The organism is Mixta sp. Marseille-Q2659, from assembly GCF_940807255.1.
Classification (GTDB): domain Bacteria; phylum Pseudomonadota; class Gammaproteobacteria; order Enterobacterales; family Enterobacteriaceae; genus Mixta.
Window position 1 is genome coordinate 84,540 of record NZ_CALNWY010000006.1, and the last position, 19,442, is coordinate 103,981.

The 19,442-nt window shown below is 52.9% G+C and carries 13 protein-coding genes, 4 tRNA genes and 3 rRNA genes; 4 read left to right on the forward strand and 16 right to left on the reverse strand.

The genetic code is table 11. The annotated features are described in order from the left end of the window. The first annotated feature begins 33 nt into the window (after positions 1 to 33). Positions 34 to 315, forward strand: coding sequence for a peptidylprolyl isomerase PpiC (gene ppiC, locus P3C52_RS06590; RefSeq protein ID WP_038628993.1), 282 nt, complete (start codon positions 34 to 36; stop codon positions 313 to 315). A 188-nt stretch (positions 316 to 503) separates the two neighbouring features. Here ppiC and ilvC read toward each other — a convergent pair whose 3' ends face one another. After that, positions 504 to 1,979, reverse strand: coding sequence for a ketol-acid reductoisomerase (gene ilvC, locus P3C52_RS06595; protein ID WP_275554378.1), 1,476 nt, complete (start codon positions 1,977 to 1,979; stop codon positions 504 to 506). A gap of 163 nt (positions 1,980 to 2,142) precedes the next feature. Here ilvC and ilvY point away from each other — a divergent pair, with 163 nt between their 5' ends. Further along, a complete protein-coding gene (gene ilvY / locus P3C52_RS06600; protein ID WP_275554379.1) occupies positions 2,143 to 3,024 on the forward strand; it encodes an HTH-type transcriptional activator IlvY in 882 nt (293 codons plus the stop codon). On the opposite strand, the gene ilvA is transcribed toward ilvY, so the two are convergent. From ilvA to ilvL, 6 genes are all read right to left on the reverse strand, one after another. Then, a complete protein-coding gene (gene ilvA / locus P3C52_RS06605; protein ID WP_275554380.1) occupies positions 3,025 to 4,569 on the reverse strand; it encodes a threonine ammonia-lyase, biosynthetic in 1,545 nt (514 codons plus the stop codon). Between the two features lie 2 nt (positions 4,570 to 4,571). Continuing rightward, complete coding sequence (ilvD, locus tag P3C52_RS06610; RefSeq protein ID WP_275554381.1) at positions 4,572 to 6,422, reverse strand: dihydroxy-acid dehydratase; 1,851 nt, start codon at positions 6,420 to 6,422, stop codon at positions 4,572 to 4,574. Between the two features lie 61 nt (positions 6,423 to 6,483). Beyond that, entirely contained in the window at positions 6,484 to 7,413 is a 930-nt protein-coding gene (gene ilvE / locus P3C52_RS06615; RefSeq protein WP_275554382.1) for a branched-chain-amino-acid transaminase, read from the reverse strand. Between the two features lie 18 nt (positions 7,414 to 7,431). Beyond that, on the reverse strand, positions 7,432 to 7,689 hold the full coding sequence (gene ilvM, locus P3C52_RS06620) for an acetolactate synthase 2 small subunit (RefSeq protein ID WP_275554383.1): 258 nt from the start codon (positions 7,687 to 7,689) through the stop codon (positions 7,432 to 7,434). After that, positions 7,686 to 9,332 carry an acetolactate synthase 2 catalytic subunit gene (ilvG, locus tag P3C52_RS06625; protein ID WP_275554384.1) on the reverse strand — a complete coding sequence of 549 codons (1,647 nt, stop codon included), beginning with the start codon at positions 9,330 to 9,332 and terminating at the stop codon, positions 7,686 to 7,688. The genes ilvM and ilvG overlap by 4 nt, the downstream gene beginning before the upstream one ends. A gap of 149 nt (positions 9,333 to 9,481) precedes the next feature. Further along, the gene (gene ilvL, locus P3C52_RS06630; protein ID WP_071883719.1) at positions 9,482 to 9,580 is read right to left on the reverse strand and encodes an ilv operon leader peptide; all 99 of its coding nucleotides are present in this window, start codon (positions 9,578 to 9,580) and stop codon (positions 9,482 to 9,484) included. A gap of 338 nt (positions 9,581 to 9,918) precedes the next feature. On the opposite strand from ilvL, the gene P3C52_RS06635 reads away from it, so the two are divergent. Next, a complete protein-coding gene (locus tag P3C52_RS06635) occupies positions 9,919 to 11,439 on the forward strand; it encodes a YifB family Mg chelatase-like AAA ATPase (RefSeq protein ID WP_275554385.1) in 1,521 nt (506 codons plus the stop codon). Positions 11,440 to 11,500: 61 nt separating this feature from the next. On the opposite strand, the gene P3C52_RS06640 is transcribed toward P3C52_RS06635, so the two are convergent. Beyond that, positions 11,501 to 11,839, reverse strand: coding sequence for a DUF413 domain-containing protein (locus P3C52_RS06640; protein ID WP_275554386.1), 339 nt, complete (start codon positions 11,837 to 11,839; stop codon positions 11,501 to 11,503). Between the two features lie 121 nt (positions 11,840 to 11,960). Between P3C52_RS06640 and hdfR the strand changes: the two genes are divergently transcribed. After that, positions 11,961 to 12,788: an HTH-type transcriptional regulator HdfR gene (gene hdfR / locus P3C52_RS06645; RefSeq protein ID WP_275554387.1), complete on the forward strand. Its 828-nt coding sequence runs from the start codon at positions 11,961 to 11,963 to the stop codon at positions 12,786 to 12,788. Between the two features lie 131 nt (positions 12,789 to 12,919). Here hdfR and P3C52_RS06650 read toward each other — a convergent pair. The 8 genes from P3C52_RS06650 to gmhB all read right to left on the reverse strand — a co-directional run bounded on the left by P3C52_RS06650 (position 12,920) and on the right by gmhB (position 19,260). After that, a tRNA-Trp gene (locus P3C52_RS06650) sits at positions 12,920 to 12,995 on the reverse strand. Positions 12,996 to 13,003: 8 nt separating this feature from the next. After that, positions 13,004 to 13,080 (reverse strand) — tRNA-Asp (locus tag P3C52_RS06655). Between the two features lie 73 nt (positions 13,081 to 13,153). After that, positions 13,154 to 13,269 (reverse strand): 5S ribosomal RNA (rrf, locus tag P3C52_RS06660). A gap of 92 nt (positions 13,270 to 13,361) precedes the next feature. Further along, positions 13,362 to 16,264, reverse strand: a 23S ribosomal RNA gene (locus tag P3C52_RS06665). A 177-nt stretch (positions 16,265 to 16,441) separates the two neighbouring features. After that, a tRNA-Ala gene (locus tag P3C52_RS06670) sits at positions 16,442 to 16,517 on the reverse strand. Between the two features lie 113 nt (positions 16,518 to 16,630). Then, positions 16,631 to 16,707 (reverse strand) — tRNA-Ile (locus P3C52_RS06675). Positions 16,708 to 16,778: 71 nt separating this feature from the next. Continuing rightward, positions 16,779 to 18,320: ribosomal RNA gene (locus P3C52_RS06680) — 16S ribosomal RNA — on the reverse strand. Together the 16S, 23S and 5S rRNA genes with 4 tRNA genes alongside form the textbook arrangement of a ribosomal RNA operon. Positions 18,321 to 18,699: 379 nt before the next feature. After that, the gene (gene gmhB, locus P3C52_RS06685) at positions 18,700 to 19,260 is read right to left on the reverse strand and encodes a D-glycero-beta-D-manno-heptose 1,7-bisphosphate 7-phosphatase (protein WP_275554388.1); all 561 of its coding nucleotides are present in this window, start codon (positions 19,258 to 19,260) and stop codon (positions 18,700 to 18,702) included. Positions 19,261 to 19,442: the final 182 nt, after the last annotated feature.

A 19,442-nucleotide genomic window follows, 5' to 3' on the forward strand; every position in this document is an offset into this window, starting at 1 on the left:
TCCAGCTGCATCCATACGACTCAAGGCACGATCATGGCAAAAACCGCAGCGGCAATGCATATCCTTGTAAAAGAAGAGAAACTGGCTCAGGAGCTTCTGGCACAGCTGGAGAAAGGCGCCGACTTTGAAAAACTGGCGAAGAAACATTCAACCTGTCCGAGCGGGCGCAAAGGCGGACACTTAGGCGAGTTTAAAAAAGGGGCGATGGTGCCTGCTTTTGATAAAGTGGTCTTCTCCTGCCCGCTGCTAACGCCTTACGGGCCTTTGCATACCCAGTTTGGCTATCACATTATCAAGGTGCTATACCGCAATTAATAAAAAAACCGGTGTCTTCAACACCGGTTTTTTTCTGCTGGCGTTTCGCCTGGCAATTCTGCTTAGTAAAGAATTTCGCAGTCGTTTTCGACTTGTCGAATGTGGCAAATGCTTGCGACCCCAGCAACATCAGTAGCTATGTAGCTGGGGCGCAGTTAACGCATTGGCAAGCCGAAAGAGGCCGGAAATCAGCCCGCGACGCTAATCCCTTTCATATCAGTCATATAGCCACGCAGTTTACGTCCAACAGCTTCGATCGGATGATTACGCACCGCTTCATTCACATCGCGCAGCTGGGCGTTATCCACGGCTGCTGGTGCCGCTTCTTTGCCTAAATCGCCTGCCTGCAGGGTGGTCATAAACTTTTTCAGCAACGGTACGGCAGCATTAGCAAACAGGTAGTTGCCATACTCAGCGGTATCAGAAATAACAACGTTCATTTCATACAGACGCTTACGAGCAATAGTGTTAGCGATCAGCGGCAGCTCATGCAGCGACTCGTAATAGGCGGACTCTTCAATAATGCCGGAATCAACCATGGTTTCGAATGCCAGCTCAACGCCCGCTTTAACCATCGCGACCATCAGCACACCACGATCGTAATATTCCTGCTCGGAAATTTTGCCTTCATACTGCGGCGAGTTTTCAAATGCGGTCGCACCGGTCTCTTCGCGCCAGGTCAGCAGTTTTTTATCGTCGTTTGCCCAGTCAGCCATCATGCCGGAAGAGAATTCGCCGGAAATGATGTCATCCATATGTTTCTGGAACAGCGGCGCCATAATGGTTTTCAGCTGTTCAGCGAGTGCGAAGGCACGAAGCTTCGCCGGATTGGACAGACGATCCATCATCAGCGTAATGCCGCCATGCTTCAGCGATTCGGTAATGGTTTCCCAGCCATATTGCAGCAGTTTACCTGCGTAAGCGGGATCGGTGCCGTCAGCCACCAGCTTGTCGTAGCAAAGCAGTGAACCCGCCTGCAACATACCGCAGAGAATGGTCTGCTCGCCCATCAGGTCAGATTTCACTTCGGCAACGAAAGAAGATTCCAGCACGCCCGCGCGATGACCGCCGGTTGCCGCGGCCCAGGCTTTAGCAATAGCCATACCTTCGCCTTTCGGATCGTTTTCCGGGTGAACGGCAATCAGCGTCGGCACGCCAAAACCACGTTTATACTCTTCACGAACTTCAGTACCCGGACATTTCGGCGCAACCATCACAACGGTAATGTCTTTACGGATCTGCTCGCCGACCTCAACGATGTTAAAGCCGTGAGAATAACCCAGCGCAGCGCCATCTTTCATTAACGGCTGAACCGCCTGAACCACCGCCGAGTGCTGTTTGTCCGGCGTCAGGTTAACCACCAGATCGGCCTGCGGGATCAGTTCTTCATAGGTACCGACTTTAAAGCCGTTCTCAGTCGCCTTGCGCCAGGAAGCGCGCTTTTCAGCAATGGCTTCCGCACGCAGCGCGTAGGAAACATCAAGACCAGAATCACGCATGTTAAGACCCTGGTTCAGACCCTGGGCGCCACAGCCAACGATGACGACTTTTTTCCCTTTCAGGTAGCTTGCTTCATCAGCAAATTCATCACGCGCCATGAAGCGACATTTACCTAATTGCGCCAGCTGCTGACGCAGGTTCAAAGTGTTGAAATAGTTAGCCATGGGTACTCCGTTTTGAGGTTGTGTTTGCCGTTATTTTTTGCGCGAGTACGCTTTGCCTCGCTTTCTATAGCCCCATCATATGACAGGAAATCCGTTGCTTAAATTGATATATTAACAACATCGCATTGCAATAACTGCAACGTAAAAATGAGGCCTGAATCGCATGGATTTACGAGACCTGAAGCTGTTTTTACATCTGACGGAGAGCCGTCATTTTGGCCGTACGGCCCGCGCCATGCACGTTTCGCCTTCGACACTTTCTCGCCAGATTCAGCGGCTTGAAGAGGATCTCGGTCAAAGCCTGTTCCTACGCGACAATCGTACTGTGACGCTCACCGAAGCAGGTGAACAGCTACGTCAGTTCGCACAGCAGACGCTGCTGCAATATCAGCAGCTGCGTCACGCCATTGACCAGCATGGCCCTTCGCTCAGCGGAGAGCTGAAACTGTTCTGTTCCGTTACGGCCGCCTACAGCCATTTGCCGCCGATACTGGATCGCTTTCGCGCCGAACATCCGCAGGTAGAAATTAAGCTGACTACCGGCGATGCCGCCGACGCCGTTGAAAAAGTACAAACCGGCGAGGCCGATCTGGCAATTTCCGGCCGTCCTGAAACGCTGCCCGCCAGCATCGATTTCACGCCGCTGGGTCACATTCCGCTGGTGTTAATCGCGCCAGCTTTACCTTGCCCGGTACGCCATCAGGCAACACAGGCCGATCCAGACTGGACGCAGATTCCGTTTATCCTGCCGGAACAAGGCCCGGCACGACGCCGCATCGATCTTTGGTTTCGCCGCCTGCGTATCGCCAATCCGCTGATTTATGCGACCGTTTCCGGCCATGAAGCTATTGTTTCGATGGTAGCGCTGGGCTGTGGCATCGCCCTGTTGCCTGACGTGGTGCTGGAAAACAGCCCGGAACCGGTGCGTAATCGGGTACTGGTGCTGGACGATATTGATTCTGTCGCCCCGTTTGAACTGGGCGTTTGCGTTCAGAAAAAGCGGCTCGGCGAGCCGCTGATTAAAGCCTTCTGGCAGCTGTTGTAATTAACCCGCCAGGAAAAAACGAAACGCCGGGTTCTGGCTTTCATCGTGAAAGTCATAACCCAAAGCCGTGAGATGTTCTTCAAAGCGCGGCTCGTTTTCGCTCAGCTCAAAGGCCGCCAGCACCCGACCGTAGTCGGTGCCGTGGCTGCGATAGTGAAATAGTGAAATATTCCAGTGCGTGCCCAGCGTTTGCAAAAACTTCAGCAGCGCACCGGGCGCCTCCGGGAATTCAAAACTAAACAGACGTTCGCGCAGCGGCTTAGAGGGACGACCGCCGACCATGTAACGCACATGGAGTTTCGCCATTTCATCATCGGATAAATCAACGACCTGATAGCCGCCGGAAAGTAACTCATCGATGATTTCCCGGCGCTCTTCACGACCGCGTGTCAGACGCACGCCGACAAAAATGCAGGCGTCGCTGGCATCGGCGTAACGATAGTTAAATTCCGTTACCGCCCGGCCGCCCAGCGTCTGGCAGAATTTCAGGAAGCTGCCCTGCTGTTCAGGAATCGTCACGGCCAACAATGCCTCACGCTGTTCGCCCAGCTCACAACGCTCTGAAACGTAGCGCAGCCCGTGAAAGTTAACGTTGGCGCCGGAGAGAATATGCGCCAGCCTTTCGCCCTGAAGATTATGCTGCTGGATATATTTTTTCATGCCAGCCAGCGCTAATGCGCCTGATGGTTCAGCAACGGCGCGCACATCCTCAAACAGATCTTTCATTGCTGCACAGATAGCATCGCTGTCAACGGTGACAATATCGTCAAGCCACTCCTGGCACAGGCGAAAAGTCTCGCTGCCGATGCGCCTTACTGCTACGCCTTCGGCAAACAGCCCAACGCGCGGCAGATCTACCGGTTCTCCGGCATCCAGCGCCGCTTTTAAACAGGCCGATTCAGCGGCTTCTACCGCAATGACCTTAATCTGCGGCATCAGCTGCTTAATCAAAACCGCGACGCCCGCCGCCAGACCGCCGCCACCCACTGGCACAAAAATACGATCGAGATGCGCATCCTGCTGGAGCAGCTCCATGCCCAACGTTCCCTGACCGGCAATCACCGCCGGATGATCGAATGGCGGCACAAAGGTATAGCCCTGCTGCTCTGATAGCTCGATCGCTTTCGCTTTCGCCTCGTCAAAATTGGCGCCGTACAGATAAGCCTCACCGCCGAACGCACGCACCGCTTCAACTTTAATCTCTGCCGTCGTCACCGGCATGACAATCAGCGACTTAATGCCCAGTTTACTGGCAGAAAGCGCCACGCCCTGCGCATGGTTTCCCGCCGAGGCAGTGACCACGCCGCGCGCCTTTTGCTCTTCATCTAACCCAGCAATCATCGCGTAAGCGCCGCGCAGTTTAAAACTGTGGACCGGTTGACGATCTTCACGCTTAACCAGAATGGTATTACCGAGGCGCGCAGAGAGCTTCTCCATCTTTTGTAACGGCGTTACCTGCGCCACTTCATAAACGGGCGCACGCAGCACGGCGCGCAGATATTCAGCGCCGCAGGGTGCGTCCGGTAACGGTTGAGACTCAGCCATCCTTAGCCTCCCAGCTTCGATTTATCACGTACCGCGCCTTTATCCGCGCTGGTTGCCAGTGATGCATAGGCGCGCAGGGCAAGTGAAACCAGACGCTGGCGCGAATGCGGCGTCCAGGCCGCTTCGCCGCGCGCTTCTTCCTGTTCACGACGCGCATGCAGTTCATTGTCCGGCACTGCCAGCTTGATCCCACGGCTCGGAATATCAATTTCAATCATATCGCCATCGCGCACCAGTGCGATGGTTCCGCCACTGGCCGCTTCGGGTGATACGTGTCCGATGGACAGGCCAGAGGTGCCTCCGGAGAAACGACCGTCGGTAATCAACGCACAGCTTTTACCCAGCCCCATCGATTTCAGATACGTGGTTGGATAGAGCATTTCCTGCATGCCCGGCCCGCCTTTCGGCCCTTCGTAGCGAATTACCACCACGTCGCCCGCCACAACTTTGCCGCCAAGAATCGCCTCGACCGCATCATCCTGGCTTTCATAAACTTTCGCCGGGCCGCGGAAGGTCAGGATCTCTTTATCTACGCCAGCCGTTTTGACGATGCAGCCATCTTCCGCCATGTTGCCGTAAAGTACTGCCAGCCCGCCGTCCTGACTGTAAGCGTATTCGCGTGAGCGGATACAGCCTTCCTGACGATCGTCATCCAGCGTATCCCAACGGCATTCTTGCGAGAAAGCCTGGGTAGTACGAATGCCCGCCGGGCCGGCGCGGAACATCTTCTTCACCGCCTCATCCTGCGTCAGCATGATGTCGTAGTTATCCAGCGTATCGCGCAGCGTGGTGCCCAGTACGTTATGCACGTTGGTATTAAGCAATCCGGCACGATCCAGCTCGCCAAGGATGCCGATTACGCCGCCTGCGCGGTGAACATCTTCCATGTGATATTTCTGCGTGCTGGGCGCCACTTTGCATAAATGCGGCACCTTACGTGACAGGCGATCAATGTCAGAAATATTGAAATCAACTTCGCCTTCCTGCGCTGCTGCCAGCAGGTGCAGAACGGTATTGGTGGAGCCGCCCATCGCAATATCGAGCGTCATCGCATTTTCAAAGGCGGCTTTGTTGGCGATATTACGCGGCAGCGCAGTTTCATCATCCTGCTCGTAATAACGCTTCGCCAGGCTGACGATACGTTTGCCAGCGTTAACGAATAATTCTTTGCGATCGGCGTGGGTAGCCAGCAACGAACCGTTCCCCGGTTGAGACAGTCCCAGCGCTTCGGTCAGGCAGTTCATAGAGTTAGCGGTAAACATCCCGGAACAGGAGCCGCAGGTTGGACAGGCAGAACGTTCGATTTGATCGCTCTCTGCATCGCTAACGTTGGGGTTAGCGCCCTGAATCATGGCATCAACCAGATCGAGCTTGATAATTTTATCGGACAGTTTGGTTTTACCCGCTTCCATCGGCCCGCCGGAAACAAAAATCGCCGGAATATTCAGGCGCAGCGCGGCCATCATCATTCCCGGCGTGATCTTATCGCAGTTGGAAATGCACACCATTGCATCAGCGCAGTGGGCATTAACCATATATTCTACCGAGTCGGCGATCAGCTCACGCGACGGCAGTGAATAGAGCATGCCGCCGTGGCCCATCGCAATACCGTCGTCTACCGCGATGGTATTGAACTCTTTCGCCACACCGCCTGCCGCTTCGATCTGCTCGGCGACCAGTTTGCCAAGGTCGCGCAGATGAACGTGGCCCGGCACGAACTGAGTGAAGGAGTTAACGACGGCGATAATCGGTTTGCCGAAATCGGCGTCGGTCATTCCCGTGGCGCGCCAGAGTGCGCGGGCGCCGGCCATATTGCGGCCGTGAGTGGTAGTGGCGGAACGGTACTTAGGCATGCTCTGTTTACTCCAGTCTGGTAAATAAGCGGGCCTGTTTAAGACCCGCAAAATAAGTTGTTTATGGGTTTACCGGATCCAGCCAGCCCCATTTATCTTCAGTTTCGCCGGTGAACAGGCCAAAGAATGCCTGCTGGATACGCTTGGTTACCGGGCCGCATTTGCCTTCGCCCACTTTGATACCGTCTACGCTGCGTACCGGTGTGATTTCAGCCGCGGTACCAGACATAAAGACCTCATCGGCCAGATAGAGCGACTCACGTGACAGCACCTGCTCGCGCACTTCGATTCCGGCATCTTTGGCCAGCTTGATAATGGCATCGCGAGTAATGCCCGGCAGTGCGGAAGAGGTAAACGGCGGCGTAAACAGAATGCCGTCTTTCACTTCAAACAGGTTTTCACCGGCGCCTTCGGAGATATAACCGTTGGTATCCAGCGCAATGCCTTCCTGATAGCCATGACGGCGCGCTTCGCTGCCGACCAGCAGTGAGGAAAGGTAGTTGCCGCCCGCTTTCGCGGCGGTAGGAATGGTGTTCGGCGCCACGCGATTCCACGAAGAAACCATCGCATCAATGCCCTGCTCCAGCGCTTCCGCGCCCAGGTAAGCTCCCCACGGGAAAGCGGCAATAATGACGTCAGTACTGTAGCCTTCCGGCGGGTTGACGCCCAGGCCGACATCGCCAACAAAAGCCAGAGGACGAATATAAGCGCTTTGCAGCTTGTTCACGCGCAGCACTTCACGGCAGGCTGCCATCAGCTCATCCACGCTATGTTTCAGCGGGAAACGATAAATTTTGGCAGAGTCGTGCAGGCGCTGCATATGTTCACGATGACGGAAGACAACGGGTCCTTTATGCGAGTCGTAGCAGCGGACGCCTTCGAAAACTGACGTGCCGTAATGCAGGGCATGAGACATCACGCTGACTTTTGCCTCTTCCCATTTCACCATCTCGCCGTTGAACCAGATAAAGTCTGCTTTCTTCGTACTCATTCTTATTTCCTTTCGCGACTATGCGCGGATTTGTTGTGTTGTCTGTTGTTGGATCTGGACGCAAGCGACATCCATCAGTTTGCTCAGCTGTGTTGACAGTAAATCGACTGAGCGCTGGCTGGCAACGGTCATTTCAATATTAATGTTTCCGGCGTTGGCAACGCTGGCCATATTCATGGCGCAAACCTGAAAACCACGATGACGAACGACGCGCAGGATGCGCTCCAGAACTTCAGGCCGAAAGCGCGCTTCGATAGATAACTGGTGCTGATTCATACGGTTTTCTCCATCATATTTGCGTTACTGGCACCGGGCGGCACCAGAGGCCAGACGTTTTCATGCTCATCAATAGCCACATGCAGCAAATAAGGACCTTCACTGTTCAGCAGAGCATCTAATGCGGCGTCGACCTGATCTTTACGGGTGATACGTTGGCCAGGAATATCAAAAGCGCTGGCCAGCGTCAGGAAATCGGGGTTATCGGACAGGTTGGTTTCACTGTAGCGTTCGGAAAAAAAGAGCTGCTGCCACTGACGTACCATGCCCAGGCGCTGGTTATCCATCAGAACGATTTTGATCGGCAGCCGTTTGCGTTTAATGGTGCCCAGCTCCTGAACATTCATCATGAAAGAGCCATCGCCGGAAACGCAGATTACGGTGTCTTCAGGACGGGCAACCTGCGCGCCAACCGCTGCCGGCAGGCCAAAACCCATGGTTCCCAATCCGCTTGAAGTAATGAAATTTTCCGGCGCGCTGAATGTCATATGCTGGGCGGTCCACATCTGATGTTGCCCAACATCGGTCGTGACGACGGCGGAGGCCGCTTTGCGCTCTGACAACTGACGTAAAAACAGAGGCGCGTAAATAGCGTCGCCCGGGTGATCGTAACGCCAGCTATGCGTCGCTTTCAGATCCATAACTTCGGCACGCCACTCGGCGATCTGACAAGCCTGTGCCAGCTCAGGTAACAGCACATTGAAATCACCTTGTAAGCCAACATGTGCGCGGCGTAGTTTGTTCAGTTCGGCAGGATCAATATCCATATGGATAACGCTGGCATGAGGTGCAAATGTATCCAGCTTACCGGTTACGCGGTCATCAAAGCGGGCGCCAACGGCAATCAGTAAATCGCACTGCTGCACCGCCAGGTTAGCAGCCTTTGTTCCATGCATGCCTAACATGCCCAGGTAACAGGGATCGCTGGCGTTCGGCGCACCCAAACCTTTTAATGTCGCGACGGCTGGAATACCGGTTTGTTGGATAAAGTCACGTAGCGCTGGAACAGCTTGCGCAATCCCTACGCCACCGCCTACGTATAAAATGGGCTTTTTCGCCTGGGCTATCAGCGCGCGCGCCTGCTGCAGCTCTTGATGAGGATGTTCAGCAATTTCGGCTACCGGCAGTAAATGCGGCGTCAGATCACCGCTGGCGACCTGAATATTTTTAGGAATATCAACCAGTACCGGACCAGGGCGGCCAGATTGGGCGATAGCAAAAGCTTCAGCCATAATTTCCGGCAGCGTTTCCAGCGACTCAACCAAAAAACTGTGTTTCGTACAGGCCAGAGACAGTCCCAGTACATCAATTTCCTGAAATGCATCGGTGCCAATAAGCGGGGAAGCAACCTGTCCGGTAATAGCGACAACCGGAACAGAATCCATCAATGCATCTGCCAAACCGGTGATCAGATTGGTTGCACCGGGCCCGGAGGTGGCAATACAGACGCCAACCTTACCAGTGGCGCGAGCATATCCAATCGCGGCCATGGCAGCACCTTGCTCATGACGACACAGTAGATGTTCGACGCCTCCGTCATACAGCGCATCATAAACTGGCATAATCGCGCCGCCTGGATAACCGAATACGGTTTCAACCCCTTGCGCATGTAACGCCTGAACCACCCACTGAGCCCCTGTCATCGTTATTCCCCTGTGTTTTCCGGGGAACAACAGCATTTTATGCTACTGTGCATTGTTTGTTCCTCTCTTATTGACTATCCCGATGCCTGACCATAAAAAAACCCCCGGACCTTTCGGTGCGGGGGTTCTTTTGGTTTCAGGCTTGATTTTTAAGCCTTTCTTCCTCCGAGCGCAGCCCCGCACGGTGTGATAATAATCACCACCACGCTAATCACGACTAGGCTAATCACTCGTAGAAGGGCTTTCATATGCTGTTCAGAATTTCACTTATTCGAAGTAATGCCTAAAGAGGTATCACAGATAGATACTGCCCGACAACCTTTTTCATCACTTAATTTTATGAGCGGAATATTCACTTATATAAAAAGGCTTATTTTTCAAAATATAAAGTTTATTGAAAGTTATTCATTACGAACGTGTCGCAATGAATAACGGCCGTATTAAATCGATCGCGCTTCCGTACAGCTTGTAACGGTAATGCAAAAAATTTGAATTTTTTCGGGATGACGCTCAACGTTTTTTAAAGAGGATCGCATCGACGTTAAGGGTTACGCATACTCCTTTCGACATCGTACAAGGAGGGAGCATGTCTTTATCCCGTATTGCCACGCGCGCCGCTCTTGGTGTTAAAGCGCCATTGGTTATGGTCGAAGTCCATATAAGCAGTGGTTTGCCCGGTCTTTCGCTGGTTGGATTACCTGAAAAGACAGTAAAAGAAGCGCGCGACAGAGTTCGTAGCGCCATCATTAACAGTGGTTTCACTTTCCCAGCAAAGCGAGTAACGGTTAATTTAGCCCCTGCTGATTTGCCTAAAGAGGGCGGACGATTTGACTTACCTATTGCGATTGCCATTCTTGCCGCTTCAGAACAGTTGCCTGACGTACAGATGGCCCAATATGAATTCTTAGGGGAGTTGGCGCTAAGCGGAGCATTGAGAGGCATACAGGGAGCCATACCGGCTGCCATAGCTGCAAAGGAAGCAGGAAGGCGGTTAATTTTACCTGCTGAGAACGCGACAGATGTTGGGTTAGTCGACCAGAAAGAATCACTGGTTGCAGATAGCCTGACGGAGATATGTGCTTTTCTTTTACAGCAACACACGCTTTCACCAGGGCGAGCAGAAGAGAGAGATAAAGAAGAAATAGCCGAAGATCTTAGCGATATTATTGGTCAACAGCAGGGAAAGCGCGCATTGGAAGTTGCCGCTGCCGGCGGACATAATCTGCTGCTTATTGGCCCACCGGGAACAGGAAAAACTATGCTGGCGATGCGCCTTACCGGTCTGTTACCTCCTCTTACTGATAGCGAAGCGCTGGAGTGCGCTACCATTGCCAGTATCATCAATAGCGGCGGTGTTCATAAGCAGTGGCGTAAGCGTCCATTCCGTCTTCCTCATCACAGCTCAACGCTATATGCGCTTATTGGCGGCGGCGCGATTCCTCAGCCAGGCGAAATCACATTAGCGCATAATGGCGTACTGTTTTTGGATGAGCTGCCAGAATTTAGCAGGAAAACGCTGGATTCATTGCGCGAGCCGTTAGAAAGCGGCGAAATCACAATTTCCCGCGCGCGCGCCAAGGTCACGTGGCCTGCAAGATTTCAGCTGGTAGCAGCCATGAATCCCAGCCCAACAGGCCATTATCAGGGTAAACACAATCGTAGTTCGCCACAGCAAACGCTGCGCTATCTCAGTCGTCTTTCTGGTCCATTCCTCGATCGTTTCGATCTCTCCTTAGAAATCCCTCTGCTGCCGACAGGTATGCTAAGTCAGCCTCAGCGAGAGACTGAAAGCAGCGAGCAAGTTCGTGAGCGCGTATTAAAAGCGCGTAAATATCAGCTGGCCCGCCAAGGCAAAGTGAATGCACAAATGACGAACGCCGAGGTGCAGAAATGGTGTGAGTTGCAAAAAGAGGATGCTGAGTGGCTGGAGTCTATATTGGTTACGCTGGGGCTATCAGTCAGAGCGTGGCAACGTCTGCTTAAGGTTTCTCGTACTATCGCCGATCTGGCTGAGGAGGAAGTGCTTAAACGTTCTCATTTATTGGAAGCATTAAGCTATCGGGGGATGGATCGTATGATGGCGCATTTGCATAAAAGTCTGGAGTAAAAATGGGGCCGTAGCCCCATTTTAAAACCGGATGAATATAATGCCCTGAGAAGTTTTTTGCTTAATCTTCTGAATCACTATAGTCTTCAACGCCTTCCATCTGTGGTTTACCACCAGAAAGGGTATGGAAGCGCTTCGGACGCTTAATACGCGTCATGTATTTACTCCATACGCGCTCGGCTTCAGTTTGTGGTTCACGTAAACCACGACATACTTCTATAAACTGACGCTCTTCTTCTGTCACAGGCTCACGTCTGGACAGATCAAGCTCATTAAACGCGTAACCGTGCCTTTCAAGAAGCTGTGCTTCTTTAATGGTGAAGTCACCATGACGCGAAAACCCACGCGGGTAGTGTTTGTTATCAAAAAAACGATTATTTGTTGCGAAGCTATCCGCCATTTTACACGCTCCTAACTCTTCTATGGCCGTGCGATTTATGGCGCGGAGTATTAGTTAGGCTTGACAGAGTGTAAAACAAAACATTTAAATCATTACGACAAATATTTTTTGGGAGTGGGCTGTGGATACGGAATTACTAAAGACTTTTCTTGAAGTGAGCAGAACGCGTCATTTTGGACGTGCGGCAGAAGCCCTCTACCTTACGCAATCGGCAGTTAGTTTCCGCATCAGACAGCTGGAAAATCAGCTGGGCGTTAATCTGTTTACTCGTCATCGTAATAATATTCGGCTTACCGCTGCAGGCGAGCGCTTGCTTCCTTATGCTGAAAGCCTGATGAGTACCTGGATGATGGCTAAAAAAGAGGTAGCCCATACCCAACAGCATCATGAGTTGTCGATTGGTGCCAGCGCTTCTCTTTGGGAAGCCTATTTAACACCTTGGCTGCAAACTCTGTATGAAAACCGTGAAAGCCTGCATCTGGAGGCACGCGTCGCTCAACGTCACCTGTTGGTTAAACAACTACATGAGCGGCAGCTTGATTTATTGATCACCACGGAAGCGCCAAAAATGGATGAATTAACCAGCCAGCAAATTGGACATATTTCGTTAACGCTGTTTCGCTCGCGAAAAAGTGAGAAAAGAGAAAAATATGACTATATCAAACTGGAATGGGGCGCCGATTTTCATCAGCATGAGAGCTATCTGGCTGGAGCGGACGATGTGCCAGTCCTTACGACCACGTCAGCCCATTTAACCAGACAGTTACTGCATACAACCGGCGCTTGCGCATTTTTACCCGACAGCTGGATGCAACTTTATCCCGATCTGACCGTTATTCCCGATACGCCCGTAGCCGTCAGGCCTTTATATGCCGTTTGGTTACAGAATAGCGATCAGCAAACACATATCCGTCAGCTGCTAAAATTTCCAGTGCTGGTTCAAGCGTAACGTGCTTTTAAAAAATGGAAGAGTAAGCAGGAAGGATGAGAGGCGCTTCTCCACTCATCCTGTATCACAGAGGATAAGAAGAAAATTTAAGGCAAAAAAAATCCTTTGCATTAGCAAAGGATTTTTTTATCTGGCAGGGGCGGAGGGACTCGAACCCCCAACACCCGGTTTTGGAGACCGGTGCTCTACCAATTGAACTACGCCCCTAAATAGAGTGGCGGTGCGGACGGGACTCGAACCCGCGACCCCCGGCGTGACAGGCCGGTATTCTAACCGACTGAACTACCGCACCACCGAATACTGCATTACCAGCGGGGTCTCGCTGATAACCGGCGCTACCTTTTCAGGTATGACCTTAATTTGATGCCTGGCAGTTCCCTACTCTCGCATGGGGAGGCCCCACACTACCATCGGCGCTGCGGCGTTTCACTTCTGAGTTCGGCATGGGGTCAGGTGGGACCACCGCGCTCTCGCCGCCAGGCAAATTCTGTTTTCCCCCGCCGCCTTCCGGCCGCGCGGGATACATCCGTCAACAAGCTGAAGCTCTCAGTCCCAAAACGCCTGTGGCGTTGTAAGGTTAAGCCTCACGGGTCATTAGTACCGGTTAGCTCAACGCATCGCTGCGCTTACACACCCGGCCTATCAACGTCGTCGTCTTCAACGTCCCTTCAGGAGACTCAGGGTCTCAGGGAAGACTCATCTCGAGGCAAGTTTCGTGCTTAGATGCTTTCAGCACTTATCTCTTCCGCACGTAGCTACCGGGCAGTGCCATTGGCATGACAACCCGAACACCAGCGGTGCGTTCACTCCGGTCCTCTCGTACTAGGAGCAACCCCTCTCAGTCTTCCAGCGCCCACGGCAGATAGGGACCGAACTGTCTCACGACGTTCTAAACCCAGCTCGCGTACCACTTTAAATGGCGAACAGCCATACCCTTGGGACCTACTTCAGCCCCAGGATGTGATGAGCCGACATCGAGGTGCCAAACACCGCCGTCGATATGAACTCTTGGGCGGTATCAGCCTGTTATCCCCGGAGTACCTTTTATCCGTTGAGCGATGGCCCTTCCATTCAGAACCACCGGATCACTATGACCTGCTTTCGCACCTGCTCGAACCGTCACTCTCGCAGTCAAGCCAGCTTATGCCATTGCACTAACCTCACGATGTCCGACCGTGATTAGCTGACCTTCGTACTCCTCCGTTACGCTTTGGGAGGAGACCGCCCCAGTCAAACTACCCACCAGACACTGTCCCCACGCCGGTTCACGGCGCCAGGTTAGAACATCAAACATTAAAGGGTGGTATTTCAAGGATGGCTCCGTGCGAACTGGCGTCCACACTTCTCAGCCTCCCACCTATCCTGCACATCAAGGCTCAATGTTCAGTGTCAAGCTGTAGTAAAGGTTCACGGGGTCTTTCCGTCTTGCCGCGGGTACACTGCATCTTCACAGCGAGTTCAATTTCACTGAGTCTCGGGTGGAGACAGCCTGGCCATCATTACGCCATTCGTGCAGGTCGGAACTTACCCGACAAGGAATTTCGCTACCTTAGGACCGTTATAGTTACGGCCGCCGTTTACCGGGGCTTCGATCAGGAGCTTCTCTTGCGATAACCCCATCAATTAACCTTCCGGCACCGGGCAGGCGTCACACCGTATACGTCCACTTTCGTGTTTGCACAGTGCTGTGTTTTTAATAAACAGTTGCAGCCAGCTGGTATCTTCGACTGGCTTCGGCTCGGGGAGCAAGTCCCTCCACCTACGTGCCAGCGTGCCTTCTCCCGAAGTTACGGCACCATTTTGCCTAGTTCCTTCACCCGAGTTCTCTCAAGCGCCTTGGTATTCTCTACCTGACCACCTGTGTCGGTTTGGGGTACGATTCGTTGTTACCTGGAGCTTAGAGGCTTTTCCTGGAAGCAGGGCATTTGTTGCTTCAGCACCGTGGTGCCTCGTCATCACGCCTCAGCCTTAACTTTCCGGATTTGCCTGGAAAGTCAGCCTACACGCTTAAACCGGGACAACCGTCGCCCGGCCAACATAGCCTTCTCCGTCCCCCCTTCGCAGTAACACCGAGTACGGGAATATTAACCCGTTTCCCATCGACTACGCCTTTCGGCCTCGCCTTAGGGGTCGACTCACCCTGCCCCGATTAACGTTGGACAGGAACCCTTGGTCTTCCGGCGAGCGGGCTTTTCACCCGCTTTATCGTTACTTATGTCAGCATTCGCACTTCTGATACCTCCAGCATGCCTCACAGCACACCTTCAACGGCTTACAGAACGCTCCCCTACCCAACAACACACAGTGTTGCTGCCGCAGCTTCGGTGCATGGTTTAGCCCCGTTACATCTTCCGCGCAGGCCGACTCGACCAGTGAGCTATTACGCTTTCTTTAAATGATGGCTGCTTCTAAGCCAACATCCTGGCTGTCTGGGCCTTCCCACATCGTTTCCCACTTAACCATGACTTTGGGACCTTAGCTGGCGGTCTGGGTTGTTTCCCTCTTCACGACGGACGTTAGCACCCGCCGTGTGTCTCCCGTGATAACATTCTCCGGTATTCGCAGTTTGCATCGGGTTGGTAAGCCGGGATGGCCCCCTAGCCGAAACAGTGCTCTACCCCCGGAGATGAATTCACGAGGCGCTACCTAAATAGCTTTCGGGGAGAACCAGCTATCTCCCGGTTTGATTGGCCTTTCACCCCCAGCCACAGGTCATCCGCTAATTTTTCAACATTAGTCGGTTCGGTCCTCCAGTTAGTGTTACCCAACCTTCAACCTGCCCATGGCTAGATCACCGGGTTTCGGGTCTATACCCTGCAACTTAGCGCCCGGTTAAGACTCGGTTTCCCTTCGGCTCCCCTATACGGTTAACCTTGCTACAGAATATAAGTCGCTGACCCATTATACAAAAGGTACGCAGTCACCCCATAAAGAGGCTCCCACTGCTTGTACGTACACGGTTTCAGGTTCTTTTTCACTCCCCTCGCCGGGGTTCTTTTCGCCTTTCCCTCACGGTACTGGTTCACTATCGGTCAGTCAGGAGTATTTAGCCTTGGAGGATGGTCCCCCCATATTCAGACAGGATACCACGTGTCCCGCCCTACTCATCGAGCTCACAACAGGTACGTCTTCGTGTACGGGACTGTCACCCTGTACCGTGCGCCTTTCCAGACGCTTCCACTGACGCACCTGCTGATGCAGGCTCTGGGCTGTTCCCCGTTCGCTCGCCGCTACTCAGGGAATCTCGGTTGATTTCTTTTCCTCGGGGTACTTAGATGTTTCAGTTCCCCCGGTTCGCCTCGTTAACCTATGTATTCAGTTAACGATAGTGCAACGGATTGCACTGGGTTTCCCCATTCGGGTATCGCCGGTTGATAGCGGTTCATATCACCTCACCGGCGCTTTTCGCAGATTAGCACGCCCTTCATCGCCTCTGACTGCCAGGGCATCCACCGTGTACGCTTATTCGCTTAACCTCACAACCCACAGGCGTCTTGCAACGCTTGCGTGCGTGAGTATTGAGAGAATCGTGAACAGTTTCATTACGAAAGCTGTTCCGTTTTCAATTTTCAGCTTGTTTCCGGATTGTTAAAGAGCAAAACTTCACAGTACATTCGCAAATGCACTCTGGAGTGTTCATCAACCGAAGTTGATGGTGGAGCTAAGCGGGATCGAACCGCTGACCTCCTGCGTGCAAGGCAGGCGCTCTCCCAGCTGAGCTATAGCCCCAGATGTGTTCGTAAAACCCGCGAAGAACCGTAATTCTTTTTCAGGCAAGGCGTACGTGCGGGACGTTTATCGTGATAAACGACCGTGCGTGTAACGCAGCATGAGAAAGAATTTGGTAGGCCTGAGTGGACTTGAACCACCGACCTCACCCTTATCAGGGGTGCGCTCTAACCACCTGAGCTACAAGCCTGCCGGGGTTTTACTGCTCAATACTTCTATCAGACAATCTGTGTGAACACTGCACGGCGGGATAGTGCATGGTAAGGAGGTGATCCAACCGCAGGTTCCCCTACGGTTACCTTGTTACGACTTCACCCCAGTCATGAATCACAAAGTGGTAAGCGCCCTCCCGAAGGTTAAGCTACCTACTTCTTTTGCAACCCACTCCCATGGTGTGACGGGCGGTGTGTACAAGGCCCGGGAACGTATTCACCGTGGCATTCTGATCCACGATTACTAGCGATTCCGACTTCATGGAGTCGAGTTGCAGACTCCAATCCGGACTACGACGCACTTTATGAGGTCCGCTTGCTCTCGCGAGGTCGCTTCTCTTTGTATGCGCCATTGTAGCACGTGTGTAGCCCTGGTCGTAAGGGCCATGATGACTTGACGTCATCCCCACCTTCCTCCGGTTTATCACCGGCAGTCTCCTTTGAGTTCCCGGCCGGACCGCTGGCAACAAAGGATAAGGGTTGCGCTCGTTGCGGGACTTAACCCAACATTTCACAACACGAGCTGACGACAGCCATGCAGCACCTGTCTCACAGTTCCCGAAGGCACCAAGCCATCTCTGGCAAGTTCTGTGGATGTCAAGACCAGGTAAGGTTCTTCGCGTTGCATCGAATTAAACCACATGCTCCACCGCTTGTGCGGGCCCCCGTCAATTCATTTGAGTTTTAACCTTGCGGCCGTACTCCCCAGGCGGTCGACTTAACGCGTTAGCTCCGGAAGCCACGAGTCAAGCTCACAGCCTCCAAGTCGACATCGTTTACGGCGTGGACTACCAGGGTATCTAATCCTGTTTGCTCCCCACGCTTTCGCACCTGAGCGTCAGTCTTCGTCCAGGGGGCCGCCTTCGCCACCGGTATTCCTCCAGATCTCTACGCATTTCACCGCTACACCTGGAATTCTACCCCCCTCTACGAGACTCAAGCCTGCCAGTTTCGGATGCAGTTCCCGGGTTGAGCCCGGGGATTTCACATCCGACTTGACAGACCGCCTGCGTGCGCTTTACGCCCAGTAATTCCGATTAACGCTTGCACCCTCCGTATTACCGCGGCTGCTGGCACGGAGTTAGCCGGTGCTTCTTCTGCGGGTAACGTCAATGACAGAGCGTATTAAGCTCCATCCCTTCCTCCCCGCTGAAAGTACTTTACAACCCGAAGGCCTTCTTCATACACGCGGCATGGCTGCATCAGGCTTGCGCCCATTGTGCAATATTCCCCACTGCTGCCTCCCGTAGGAGTCTGGACCGTGTCTCAGTTCCAGTGTGGCTGGTCATCCTCTCAGACCAGCTAGGGATCGTCGCCTAGGTGAGCCGTTACCCCACCTACTAGCTAATCCCATCTGGGTTCATCCGATGGTGTGAGGCCCGAAGGTCCCCCACTTTGGTCTTGCGACGTTATGCGGTATTAGCCACCGTTTCCAGTGGTTATCCCCCTCCATCGGGCAGATCCCCAGACATTACTCACCCGTCCGCCACTCGTCAGCGAAGCAGCAAGCTGCCTCCTGTTACCGTTCGACTTGCATGTGTTAGGCCTGCCGCCAGCGTTCAATCTGAGCCATGATCAAACTCTTCAATTAAAAGTCTGATGCTAAAAGAAAAACGTCGTAATGAATTACGTGTTCACTCTTCAAGACTTGATACTGCAAGATTTTTTTGCGTATCCCGTCCGTGAGTGCCCACACAGATTGTCTGATAAATTGTTAAAGAGCGGTGCGACCGGCGCTTCGTGCCGTTGTCGCGAGGTGGCGTATATTACGCTTTCCTCTTTCAGAGTCAACCTCTTTTTTCAGAAGTTTTTCTCCGGCGATTCAGACTTCGCTGAACCGCTCAACACCGCGTGGCGTAAGCCGTTGTGCCGTGTCGATGGAGGCGCATTATAGGGAGTTCTTCCGGCCTGACAAGTGCTAATTTCAACTTTTTTGCTGTTCGTCGAAATTTCGCGCAGAACGCCTGTTTTTAACGCTGTTTTATCCGTTTCGGCAGCTCTGCGAGGCTATCCAGCACCCAATCAGCTGCTTTTTCGCCTTCTTCCGTTACCGCTTTACCGCTACGAACCAGGACTGTCGTACCGACGCCTGCCGCTTTACCCGCCAGCACATCATCAATCTTATCGCCAACCATATAAGAAGCAGCCATATCGATATTCAGGTGTTTCATCGCGCTGAGCAGCATACCCGGCTGCGGCTTCCGGCATTCGCACGTCTGGCGATACGCTTCTACCGCCGCCTCTGGATGATGCGGGCAATAATAGATGCCATCCAGATCCACTTCTCTGTCAGCCAGCGACCAGTCCATCCACTCGGTGAGTTGCATAAACTGATCTTCGCTAAACATGCCGCGCGCAATACCGGACTGATTCGTTACCAGCACCAGCGCATAGCCCATTTTTTTCAGTTCCTGCATCGCCTCAATGACGCCGTCAATAAACTGAAAATCATCAATCTCATGGACATAGCCATGATCCACATTCACCGTACCATCGCGATCGAGAAAAATCGCCGGAACCTTAGCCGTCACGTAGTTACTCCTGCTGCCATATTTGTCGGGCAGTATCGCATGATTGTAATAAAAGAGAGAATGGCAGATTGAATCTCTCCGATTGATTTAGACGTCTGGATGCCTTAACATCCATTTCAAATTTTGCCGGCTTGTACAGGTAAAAGAGATACACACCACGGACAATTTCATCGCAACAGATA

Excerpts from the sequence above, each read along its gene's own strand:
- ppiC (WP_038628993.1), top strand. The coding sequence starts at position 34 with ATGGCAAAAACCGCAGCGGCAATGCATATCCTTGTAAAAGAAGAGAAA.
- ilvC (WP_275554378.1), bottom strand. The coding sequence starts at position 1,979 with ATGGCTAACTATTTCAACACTTTGAACCTGCGTCAGCAGCTGGCGCAA.
- ilvY (WP_275554379.1), top strand. The coding sequence starts at position 2,143 with ATGGATTTACGAGACCTGAAGCTGTTTTTACATCTGACGGAGAGCCGT.
- ilvA (WP_275554380.1), bottom strand. The coding sequence starts at position 4,569 with ATGGCTGAGTCTCAACCGTTACCGGACGCACCCTGCGGCGCTGAATAT.
- ilvD (WP_275554381.1), bottom strand. The coding sequence starts at position 6,422 with ATGCCTAAGTACCGTTCCGCCACTACCACTCACGGCCGCAATATGGCC.
- ilvE (WP_275554382.1), bottom strand. The coding sequence starts at position 7,413 with ATGAGTACGAAGAAAGCAGACTTTATCTGGTTCAACGGCGAGATGGTG.
- ilvM (WP_275554383.1), bottom strand. The coding sequence starts at position 7,689 with ATGAATCAGCACCAGTTATCTATCGAAGCGCGCTTTCGGCCTGAAGTT.
- ilvG (WP_275554384.1), bottom strand. The coding sequence starts at position 9,332 with ATGACAGGGGCTCAGTGGGTGGTTCAGGCGTTACATGCGCAAGGGGTT.
- ilvL (WP_071883719.1), bottom strand. The coding sequence starts at position 9,580 with ATGAAAGCCCTTCTACGAGTGATTAGCCTAGTCGTGATTAGCGTGGTG.
- P3C52_RS06635 (WP_275554385.1), top strand. The coding sequence starts at position 9,919 with ATGTCTTTATCCCGTATTGCCACGCGCGCCGCTCTTGGTGTTAAAGCG.
- P3C52_RS06640 (WP_275554386.1), bottom strand. The coding sequence starts at position 11,839 with ATGGCGGATAGCTTCGCAACAAATAATCGTTTTTTTGATAACAAACAC.